This window comes from uncultured Helicobacter sp. (assembly GCF_947367035.1).
GTDB lineage: Bacteria > Campylobacterota > Campylobacteria > Campylobacterales > Helicobacteraceae > Helicobacter_D.
The window spans coordinates 1-10,745 of the sequence record NZ_CANBCA010000039.1; the positions used below are offsets into that span (position 1 = coordinate 1).

Genomic DNA, 10,745 nt, shown 5'->3' on the forward strand with positions numbered 1-10,745 from the left:
ATCAAAGCACTTCGTTTTTAAATGGAAAAACTTTGATTTTAAATGGCGTTTTATACGATGCGATTGCAACTTTTGAACGCACACTTCTTACACCTTCTCGCTATGATGCGTTTTTAAATGGGGATGATAAAGCATTAAGTAAAGCAGAAAAAGAAGGTTTGCAACTCTTTTTAGATAAGGGCTGTGCTGCTTGTCATACAGGCGTAAATCTAGGTGGAAGTATGCAGGCATTTGAAGTTGCAGGAAAATATAAATTTGCAAATTTAGGAGATTTTAAAGGCGATGCAAATGGTATGGTTAAAACACCAACATTAAGAAATGTAGCTGAAACTGCACCTTATTTCCACAATGGAGCAATTTGGAGCTTAACTGAAACAATTAAAGAAATGGGAAGTATTCAACTCGGAATTAATATTACTAATAAAGAGGCAAACCAAATTGCAACTTTCCTCAAAAGCTTAAGTGGAGAAAAACCGCAAGTGATTTATCCGCAATTACCAATTGCAACTGAAAAAACTCCTAAGCCTGAATTGTAAAACTACAATTTTCACTCATTTCAACCCAAGCTTAACTGCTTGGGTTGAAAGCTTCTATTCTCACAGCAAAAACTTCAATAACTTCAAAGTGCGGTAAGGATAAGATTCAATAATCTACTCGTGTTAGAAATAATCCATTAGATGCAATTGGGATTCTATAAATCTCTTCTCCTTTTAATTGCGCTTTAAGCTCCTCTAAACCTAAATTTCCTTTATCAATTTCTAGCAAAAAACCAACCATTAAACGAATCTGTGAGCGCAAAAATCCACTCCCCAAAAAAGACAAAATCCAAAAATATTTGCGCTCCAATAACTTTGCTCTATAAATTGTGCGTATGCTCTGCCCTTTTATTGCATTTTCTTTTTTACTTGTAGATTTTTGACCTTTTGCACTCCTATCTCCGCACCCCCTTTTTTTCATAAAAGCCTTAAAGTCGTGTGTGCCGACAAAAAGTTCTAAAGATTGTCTTAATAATGCAGTATTTTGAATAGAATATGGGAAACTAAAAGTATTTAAAAAAGGGGAAGTGTGCTTACTTAGTAAATAACAATATCCGCGTTTTTTGACACAAAATCGCGCATTAAAATCCTTTGAAACACACCAAATTTGTTTTATTTTAATAAAAGGTTGAAGTTTAGTATTTAAATGCTGTTTCAAGGCTATCAAATCCTGCCAATAATAAGGAATTTCTAAAGAAATCACTTGCGCACTCGCACTTACTCCTTTATCTGTGCGCCCACTTCCTACAAAATCACTAAAAATCCCAAGACTTCTTAGAGCAGATTTTATTGCGCAACTAACGCTTAAAACATTCTTTTGACTCTGAAATCCAAAAAATTCTCCACCATTGTATGCAATCTTCATTGCAACTTTAAAAGAATTCTTTGATAGATCTTGTTTTAAATCCATATTAAAGGTTAATAAAATCTTCCAATATAACGACGATACAGCCAATAACCACTAATTACCCAAGCAGTTGGCAACAACACTAATCCGATTAAAGGGATATAACTAGCGCATAAATACATTAAAGCATAAAAAATTCCTACAACAACCATAGCTTGCAAAATCGTATAGTTCTTTTGATAGCGCGGATTCTTAATTCCTAAAAAAGGATAATAAAACAAACTAATAAGTGGAAAAAGTGAAAGTAAAATATACATACTAAGATTCCTTTTAGTTTTCTCTTGCCTACTATTGGGATAAAAAGCTCTTTTCCAATATTCTATAAGTCCCAAATCTGATTTATCTAAAACGTTGATTGTATTTCTCAAAATCAACCTATCAAAACCAATCCTTTCGACATTTTCATTAGGTTTGCGATAGACTTTTCCATCTTTTAATGTTACTTCCATTGTGCCATTCAAATTAGAAATTTTCGCTTCTTTAGCAAATATTAATCCTCCTTTTTCTTTATCTTTTCTTTTTGCTAACGATAAAAGGACAATATTTTCATATACATTCTTATCTTTATTGCGTTTTTGCACATAGACTAACCATTCTCCTAGCTTTTGCCCAAATTCTCCAGCCTGTAAATTAATATTAATACTATTTTTACGCTCTTCTAAAAACTGCCGATACGCAACATCACTAAGTGGTGCTAATACAAGAGATAAAACTAACAAGCTGAAACTAGCCAATAAAGCAATGGGAAGAAAAACTTTCATAATAATTTGTGGATTCATTCCAAGTGCAAACAAAACCGGTAGTTCATAATCAAAACTAAGGCGGGATAGCCCAAGCACACAAGCGATAAAAAAACTAAGTGGAATCACAAAAAAAATCATAATAGGGAGTGTATAAAAGTAAAGAGAAAGTAATTCAAAAAAAGTAATTTTAACTACAAAAGTAACACTTGCTATACGAATAAAAATCACTACAGAAGCCACAAAAAATAACACCAAAAAAATAGGGAAGAAGATTTGTGCAAAGCTTTGAAATAAGAAATTTTTAATTCTCAAAAAATTAATCCTAAAAGTTAAATAAAAATATAAAAAGTGTATTTTACATCATTTCCATTAAATTTTACTCAAAATTTCAAAGTATTCTAAGACGTAAAACTTTATAGATTCTTTATTTAGATTCCTCCTTCTCTAATTCTCGAAAATATCGGGAAGCGTGGGAAATTGTTTTTTGTATAACCTTGATATTTATAAGTGATAATTGCACCTACCCTAGGAGGATTTATACGCTCTGTATCTGTCAATCCCGAACCAATCTTAAAATATTTCACCTCCCCTAAAACCTCTCCTTCACACCAAATTGCTCCAATTTTGTTAATATTTTTTCCTTTACCCTTTGTGTATCCTCGCACCACACACTCTGCATCTGTAAAAGGCTTTAACTTATAACCAATCTTTGGGAAAGAATCTTTACGTAATATCACGCCCTCTCCGCCCTTATTTAGAATCTCCTGATAATAAGACATTAGATGCTTACGATTTTGTATAGGAATTTGTGGGATAATCCTAACAAAAGCATTAGGGGAATTTTTTAAATAATTTTCCAATCGTTTTAAACGCTCACTTAAAGTGCATTCATCACAAATACCGCGCACATCAAAGATTTGATAGGTAATACTTTGCCATTCTTTTTCGTTAGGAATAGAATCCCTTACAATGCTTGAGATTTTTTCAAAACTATTATATGTAAGCCATAATTCACCATCAAGAACAAATGGAGGAAAGTTGATAAGCCAAAACTTTGGTGCTTGGATTGTATTACCTTTGCGAGTTTTTAGAGCTTTCCCATTCCAAATTCCACGTACACCATCTAGCTTTTCACTCATTACAAATTGTGTGAGATCTTCTTCTAAAATTAAACTTTCATCATAAGAAGTGAATCTTGGAATCTCCGCACCAAAAGTAAGATTCCAAGCAAGAATTAAAAGGAAGATTTGTAATAACTGCAAAAATTATCCACTATGAATTATAAACCTTGTTCAATCATTGCATTAGCAATTTTTCTAAAGCCTGCAATGTTTGCCCCAAGCACAAGATTTGTAGGTTCGCCAAATTCTTTTGCGGTTTCACTTGCATTAGCATAGATATTTTTCATAATTTGATGCAATTTCTTATCCACTTCTTCAAAACTCCAAGAAGTCATTGCGGCATTTTGACTCATTTCAAGCCCACTTGTAGCTACTCCACCTGCATTTGCAGCTTTACCCGGACCATAACAAATTTTCGCATTTAAAAATTTATGCACTGCCTCAATGGTTGAGGGCATATTTGCTCCCTCACTAACGCATTTACAACCATTATCAAGTAGGTTTTGTGCATCTTTTGCATTAATTTCATTCTGTGTTGCACTAGGAAATGCAGCGAATGCTGGAATAGTCCATAATGGATTATAGTCTTTAGAATAATCTTTCACACTTGTCCATTTAGCACTATTGCGTTCTTTTACATACGATTCCAAACTTTCGCGTCTGACTTCTTTAATCTCTTTCAAAAGTGCTAAATCAATGCCTTTCTCATCATAAATCATACCCTTAGAATCACTAATTGTTACAGGTTTTGCTCCAAGCTGTTGGAGTTTTTCCACTGTGTAGATAGCAACATTTCCACTACCAGAAACCAAGCAAGTTTTACCCTCCAAATCACCAAAATTACTATTTTTCAACATTTCTTGTGCAAAATAGACACTACCATAACCCGTTGCTTCTGTGCGCACTAAACTTCCTCCCCAAAGCAAAGATTTACCTGTCAAAACACCCTCATAACGATTCGTCAATTTTTTGTATTGCCCAAACAAATAACCAATCTCGCGTCCGCCTACTCCGATATCTCCTGCTGGCACATCAGTATGCGCCCCAATATGACGATAAAGTTCATTCATAAACGCTTGGCAGAATCGCATTACTTCTCTTTCACTTTTTCCTTTAGGATCAAAGTCGCTTCCACCTTTACCACCACCCATTGCAAGCCCTGTTAAAGAATTTTTAAAAATTTGTTCAAAGCCTAAAAACTTAATAATACCTTCTGTTACGCTAGGGTGAAATCTCAAGCCCCCTTTATAAGGTCCAAGCAACGAGCTAAACTCAATGCGATAACCACGATTGACTTGAATTTCTCCTTTATCGTCTTCCCAAGTTACACGAAAATTAATTTGACGCTCTGGAATCACAATTCTTTCTAAAACTTTATGCGCTTCATACTTTTTATCTTTTTTTAATGCAGGCTCAATAGATTCTAACACTTCTTTAACCGCTTGATGAAACTCTACTTGGTCAGGATAGAGTTTTTGGACTTTTTGAATAATATCTTGCGTGTAAGACATTAGTTTCTCCTTAATTACTGAACTTTAATGAACAAAATTATATTAAACCTTTAATTAATATAATCTTATATGATTAAAAAATTTTTTTAAGTTTTAATTTTTTAGATTCCAGTTATAAGTATCGTAAAATAAACTTCAAAGCTATTCTTACAATACTTAAATATTTTAAAAATCAAATTCAAAAATTAAAAATTTACAAAAAATTTATTTTAGTTTTTTCAAAAATAACCGATATAGTCAATGTTTAATTCAAAATTAAAGGAGAAATTATGCAAGCAGGTTTAAATTTCTCTTCTTTACAAGCCTCATATACTACCACGCAATGGAGTGCCGTTAAAGAAGAGCTTACAAACACTAAAGCAAATAGTGTTCCACAATCAACTATTGAACAAGATTCAAGAGGTAACACCTCTAGCGTAAGCGTTAGCAATGCTTTACTTGGTGATAGTTTAGGGGATTTTCAAAAAACGATTCTTAATAAAGCATTAGGAAAAGTTTCAGAAATCCAAGATGAAATGATGAAATTATGGGAGCAACTATTCCCTAGCACGAATAATGGCTCAAATTCGTCACAAAATACTACCATCACTCTATCAGATTTATTGCACAACAAGAATTTTGCAAGTCAAATTATAGGAAATGGAATCAGTTTAACACAAGGATTCTCTCAAAGTCTCTCCATCTCTATTTCAGGCAAGATTGTAGGTAGTGATGGAGTTTCAAAAAACCTAGACATTAGCATTAGCGTTTCTCAAAGCTTTATGCAAAATCTACAAATCAACAGCTCCAATACACAAAATACATTACAAAAAGCCCAAGAAAACAAAAAAGTAATTGACCCTCTTGTAATTGATTATGAAGGAAGTGGCACAGAACTAAGTGATACCAAAATGCGCTTTGATTTAGATAGTGATGGCACTCCAGACCAAATTTCTACACTTAAAAAAGGTTCTGGATTCTTGGCGCTTGATAAAAATGGTGATGGCAAAATCAATGATGGCAATGAACTTTTTGGCACTCAAAGTGGTGATGGATTCAAAGATTTAAGTGCTTATGATTCTAATGGTGATGGTAAGATTGACAAAGAAGACCCAATTTACGATAAATTAAGGATTTGGATTCCTGATGAAAAGGGCGAAGGACAACTCGTAGGATTAGGAGAAAAAGGAATTGGAGTAATTTACCTTAATGCCAAAGAAAGTCAAGAAATGATGAAAGGGCAAAATGGTGATTTGCTAGGAATCAAACAAAAAACTGCGGACTATTTAAGAGAAGATGGTAGCAGTGGGCAAATCCATCATATTGATTTAGTAAGTGAAAAGATTAAAGAGGAAGCAGTAGAAAATCAGGCTAAAAATGATGCAATTCTATCTGGGGTACAAATTCTTGGAAGTAAAATTTACCAAAATTTAAATACAAATCTCTCTAGCTTACAAGTTTCTATGACACAAAATACAATGAGTGGCATCTTTGGTAGCGGTATTACAGGACTTTATGAACGTGTCTCAATGACAAATGTTGCGAGCTTTGAGCTTAACATTTCTATTAGTCTAAGCTCCTTAAAATCTGCTAGCAATGGTGTAAGTGCGCAAACCTCGCAAATATGGGCAAAAGTAGAAGAAAACTTTGCTAAAATTGAAGCAACAAAAGAATCCTTTAGCAACCTTTACACTAAACAAGATGATAAAAATAATCTTGTCAATTCTTTGCTCAAAAGGTTTGATGAGGAAAGCTTTAAAGAGATAAATCGTTTGCTTTTCAATCCGCTAGAAAGTCGTATTGAAGCATTTAAGACTTCCTTTAATACACAAATGATTCATAAACTCCTCACTGCTTAAATAATACAGAATCCTTATTTGGGATTCTGTTCTACTTATACTTTAAATATAATTCACTAAAGAAAGTTGGGAAATTTTTCCAATACTTGAAAGCATTGCTTGATAGCCAAGTGTGAGGGTTGAAAACTGCAAATAAGTTTCTGCAAAATCTGTATCAATCGTTTCAGCTCGTAGAGTCTTTACTTGAACCATTAAAGTTTCTGTGCGTTCAATAGAGTAAGAAAACGCATTACCCTGCGCTCCATTTTTAGTATGCACTTTATTTACGTGGTCTGCTAGATGGTCAAAAATCGCTAGTGCATTTTGGATTCCTGGATTTCGCATAGAATCATTATATTGGTCAGAGCCAGGACGATAAACGCCATCTTCTAAAGCCTTAATGATAGTGTCAATTTGCTGAAAGAAATTCACGTGTGGGTCTTCACCAATGACGGCATTATTAGCTTGAAAAGTCAATGCGGGGTGAATTGCTGGTGTAACCCTACCATTAGCATCTAATGCAAAATTACTGCTCTCACTATCATAGAGCATAAACTCCATACGCGTAGGGATACGATTCAAATCTTTTAATTGTAATTGTCCATTCACATCTAAACCAATCCATACATTATTTTTTGCTTGACTTAACATTGTTTCATATGAAAGTTTTTCTGCTGGGTTATTAAAATTTGCAACAGGGTTAAAAACATTTGCCAAATCGCCTGGGTTTGAATTACTAAGATTCATTACAATACCCATCACATCAGCTAATTGCTGATAAGTAACATCATCTGCGGGAGTTGCATTTGCGCCAACTTGTGGAGGATTTCCATCAGCCTGCAAGATTGGAATCTCAATCCCTGCAATATTCTGCCCATTCATTTGTGCAGGAGAATTTATAATCAAAACACTGCCTGTATTTCTAAATTCTATTCTTCCTTCAATGGGAATCCCATTAACATCTTTAACTTCAAAATTATAAGTATGTCCATCAAGCCCTACTCCCGCGACTTCAGAGAGTTTTGTCTCCAATGTCGCATATTCATTAGTAGAACGCACGACTTGGGAGACATTAGAACTAAGTGTTCCCCCACTACGAGAGAATCCTACTCTATCATATTCTACACTGTAATCATTGCGGAATCCATTAATAGGACCACCTGCAGCATCATTAGCAGTCAATGTAATACTAAGAGAGCTTGAACCAATGTAAGGCAACTCTTTATCATCTTTATCTGGTGGATTTTTTTTAGAAACATTATTATCAACTACCACAATTTTGCCTTCAGCAAATTGCACATCTACATCTGCTCCATTTGCTCCATAAACACGTTTTATTTCGTCCATTAAATCCTGAACAGTGGTTGTGGCTGTAATGGCAAAATTAGTAGGCGCTACTGCTGCACCTGCTGTATCTAATGCAACATTTGCTCCTACCCCACTTAATGTAATAGAATCCACTCCTGCTGGGAAAATATTGCTTAATAGAGTGTTTGATTTGGCAATTTCATTGGTATGTGTTCTAAAAGTTGTCGGAATCGTGTGGAGACGATGATCATTATAATCTTCCACAGCAGTGATAGTCTCACTAGAAAAAGTTCCGATAAATGGACTTTGCACATAAGTATTTACTTTCACGCCACTACCAAGTAGGGTATCTATATCTTGTGTTCCAACTCCATCTCCACCCCCTGCTATGGTGTTATTGGGGTCTTGATAACTGCTAGAAACCATATAAAATTCAATGTTAGAACGTCCTGATGTTAAATCTTTAATTTCAATTTCACCCCATTTATTAACCGTTACTTCTACGACTTGACTTGTTTCTGTATTTCCAAATTCTCGCCCAATTTTATCTAGCAAATCTTGCACTGTGGAAGCTTGATTTTTATCTGTATAAGCTACGTCCATAGAAAATTTGGATTTAAAGGCAGTGCCATCTGCCTTGCGCCCTGTAATATAAAATACTTCTGGAGGATTATTACTTGTATCTGCATCATTATCGCCCACTAAATCACGCAAAGTGTCTTCAGCTGTAATATGCACTTCTTCGCTCACTCCTGTTGGGTGATTTGGGTCCATAATCTTTGGATTTAATGCACTTTGGTTGAATTTTGGTATATTCGTTGAAATCACACGATTTTTGTCATTGTCTGAACCAAAAAATAATTCTTTACCTGTGATATTATAAGTAACTGAATTGTTAGAGCCAAGCAATGCGTTTAAACTTGCATTATTGCCATTATAACTCCCATCTGGATTAAAAGGCTTTGTTGTGGTTGCCGTGCCACCAAAAATATATTCACCTCCAATAGAGGTATTGGCAAGAGACAAGAAATGGTCGCGGATGGACTTAAGGTCTTTAGCAATCGCAAGACGTGAAGTTTCACTATGAATATCATTTGCACCTTGCACGAGCTTGGTTTTGAATTGATCCATATTTTTTGTCAAATCACTTAATGCGGTGTCTGTGTGTCTCGTATAAGTTAAAGCATTCGTTGCAAGTGCGTGGCTTTGCTGTAAAGTCGTCAGATTATAATCTAATGCTAAAGTTTTGTTGAAAATAGAAGTTCCTTGATAGCCATATTGAATCTTTAACCCATTCATTTGTGCTAAAGTCCTATCCAAACTATTTTGTGTTTTATTTTGCTGATATTGCATAGTTACATATCTTGAACTAGTTCCGATTCGCATACCTAAATCCTTAGTTTTTCTAAGCAAAGTTAGAATTATTTTAGAATTAGAAAATATAAAGCAAATTCTATTCCATATTAACTTTTCGCAAAAGTCAATGAAATAGAATTCACACAATGGCGGATATTTTTTGTTGTAAATCTCTCACCCGTAAAGATATGTCCCAAATGCCCTCCACAATTTGCACAAGTGATTTCTACTCTTTTGCCATCTGCATCTAATTGCTCGTGGATTGCTCCTTGCAAACAATCATCAAAACTAGCCCAACCACAACCGCTATGAAATTTGCTAGAAGAATCATATAAAGCTACACCACATTGTTTGCAATGATAAACTCCTGTTTCAAAAAAATTTTCAAATTCTCCGCTGAAAGGTGCTTCTGTGCCTTTATGTAAAATTACACGCTCCTCTTCTTGGTTTAGTTTTTTATACATTATCTACCCTCTTTCTTTTGAAGTATTTTTTGTAAAAATTCCTCCAAATTAAACTTTTTGCGTTGATTTTCTGTAAAAAGATGAATGATAATATCGCCTAAATCTATCACAATCCAATCAGGATTTTCCTCATCAATATGAAAAAAACTCTCCCCTTTTACCTTTAATTGTTTTTTCAACTCCTCTAAAAGCGCTAAAGAATGCCTATCTATAAGTGCTGTGGCAATCACGACAAAATCTACAAAATAATCTGTTTCTTTAAGGTTAAAAACTTCAATATTTTCTCCCTTTTTTTCCTCTATAATTTGGCAGATTTCTTTAATAATTTCTTGTCTATTTTCTTGCAATTTGCTTCCTTTAATATTAATTCCAAAATAGGCTGTGGGACTAAGCAAGATAAATTTGCAAAATCCTTGAGCACTAACTGATTGCGAATCTCTGTGGAGCTTATATCTATCTCACAAAATGGCAAAGTTTTAAAATCTTGTGGAATCTTAAAATCCTTGCGCGGAATTATAACAAATTCTACACTTTTTTTAAGCTTATCAAAGTTCTGCCACTTAGGGAGAGATTCTACATTATCCGCACCAATTAGCAAATAAATTTTACCTTTTAGCAAATAAGTTCGTTGGATAAATTGCAAGGTTTGATAAGTCGGCACAGGTGCATTTTGACACACTTCATAATCTAGCACTTCCACCTTATCTTTAAATGAATTGGGCAAACTTTGACACAGAATCCTAAGCCATTCTAGGCGAACTTTTGGAGAAAAGTAAAAATTATTTTTAAAAGGATTTAAAAAATTTGGCACGACAAAGAGTTTATCTAGTTTCAACTCTATTAGTGCAGATTCTATAATATGCAAATGTCCAAAATGTGGCGGGTCAAATGAACCACCAAAAAGCGCAAAATGATACGACATATTTATCCTTTTACCCATTTTGTAGGTTTTGGTCTTTATTAAGCTCTTCTTCTATTTGGG

10 protein-coding genes are annotated in these 10,745 nt (G+C 34.2%); 2 read left to right on the forward strand and 8 right to left on the reverse strand.

Annotated elements, in window-relative coordinates; translation table 11 throughout:
* Positions 1-536: c-type cytochrome (locus Q0Y61_RS09055; protein WP_297814284.1), on the forward strand; the 536-nt coding region annotated here is incomplete at its 5' end.
* A gap of 106 nt (positions 537-642) precedes the next feature.
* Here the strand turns inward: Q0Y61_RS09055 and truA are convergent.
* From truA to gdhA, 4 genes are all read right to left on the reverse strand, one after another.
* Positions 643-1,401, reverse strand: a complete 759-nt coding sequence (gene truA / locus Q0Y61_RS09060; RefSeq protein WP_297814285.1) for a tRNA pseudouridine(38-40) synthase TruA — start codon at positions 1,399-1,401, stop codon at positions 643-645.
* 53 nt (positions 1,402-1,454) lie between these two features.
* The gene (locus tag Q0Y61_RS09065; protein WP_297814286.1) at positions 1,455-2,498 is read right to left on the reverse strand and encodes an LptF/LptG family permease; all 1,044 of its coding nucleotides are present in this window, start codon (positions 2,496-2,498) and stop codon (positions 1,455-1,457) included.
* A 116-nt stretch (positions 2,499-2,614) separates the two neighbouring features.
* Complete coding sequence (locus tag Q0Y61_RS09070; RefSeq protein WP_297814287.1) at positions 2,615-3,448, reverse strand: DNA ligase; 834 nt, start codon at positions 3,446-3,448, stop codon at positions 2,615-2,617.
* A gap of 17 nt (positions 3,449-3,465) precedes the next feature.
* The gene (gdhA, locus tag Q0Y61_RS09075; protein ID WP_297814288.1) at positions 3,466-4,818 is read right to left on the reverse strand and encodes an NADP-specific glutamate dehydrogenase; all 1,353 of its coding nucleotides are present in this window, start codon (positions 4,816-4,818) and stop codon (positions 3,466-3,468) included.
* A gap of 269 nt (positions 4,819-5,087) precedes the next feature.
* On the opposite strand from gdhA, the gene Q0Y61_RS09080 reads away from it, so the two are divergent.
* Positions 5,088-6,656, forward strand: coding sequence for a hypothetical protein (locus Q0Y61_RS09080; RefSeq protein WP_297814289.1), 1,569 nt, complete (start codon positions 5,088-5,090; stop codon positions 6,654-6,656).
* A gap of 42 nt (positions 6,657-6,698) precedes the next feature.
* On the opposite strand, the gene flgL is transcribed toward Q0Y61_RS09080, so the two are convergent.
* The 4 genes from flgL to nadD all read right to left on the reverse strand — a co-directional run bounded on the left by flgL (position 6,699) and on the right by nadD (position 10,685).
* Positions 6,699-9,329 carry a flagellar hook-associated protein FlgL gene (gene flgL / locus Q0Y61_RS09085; protein WP_297814290.1) on the reverse strand — a complete coding sequence of 877 codons (2,631 nt, stop codon included), beginning with the start codon at positions 9,327-9,329 and terminating at the stop codon, positions 6,699-6,701.
* Between the two features lie 77 nt (positions 9,330-9,406).
* Complete coding sequence (locus Q0Y61_RS09090) at positions 9,407-9,763, reverse strand: methionine-R-sulfoxide reductase (protein ID WP_297814291.1); 357 nt, start codon at positions 9,761-9,763, stop codon at positions 9,407-9,409.
* Entirely contained in the window at positions 9,763-10,110 is a 348-nt protein-coding gene (gene rsfS / locus Q0Y61_RS09095) for a ribosome silencing factor (protein ID WP_297814292.1), read from the reverse strand. Before rsfS ends, Q0Y61_RS09090 begins: the two co-directional genes overlap by 1 nt.
* Entirely contained in the window at positions 10,062-10,685 is a 624-nt protein-coding gene (gene nadD / locus Q0Y61_RS09100; RefSeq protein ID WP_297814293.1) for a nicotinate (nicotinamide) nucleotide adenylyltransferase, read from the reverse strand. Before nadD ends, rsfS begins: the two co-directional genes overlap by 49 nt.
* Positions 10,686-10,745 lie beyond the last annotated feature (60 nt).

What these genes read in the sequence shown, in the direction of transcription:
- gdhA (WP_297814288.1), bottom strand. Translation starts at nt 4,818, where the DNA reads ATGTCTTACACGCAAGATATTATTCAAAAAGTCCAAAAACTCTATCCT.
- truA (WP_297814285.1), bottom strand. Translation starts at nt 1,401, where the DNA reads ATGAAGATTGCATACAATGGTGGAGAATTTTTTGGATTTCAGAGTCAA.
- flgL (WP_297814290.1), bottom strand. Translation starts at nt 9,329, where the DNA reads ATGCGAATCGGAACTAGTTCAAGATATGTAACTATGCAATATCAGCAA.
- Q0Y61_RS09080 (WP_297814289.1), top strand. Translation starts at nt 5,088, where the DNA reads ATGCAAGCAGGTTTAAATTTCTCTTCTTTACAAGCCTCATATACTACC.
- Q0Y61_RS09090 (WP_297814291.1), bottom strand. Translation starts at nt 9,763, where the DNA reads ATGTATAAAAAACTAAACCAAGAAGAGGAGCGTGTAATTTTACATAAA.
- nadD (WP_297814293.1), bottom strand. Translation starts at nt 10,685, where the DNA reads ATGTCGTATCATTTTGCGCTTTTTGGTGGTTCATTTGACCCGCCACAT.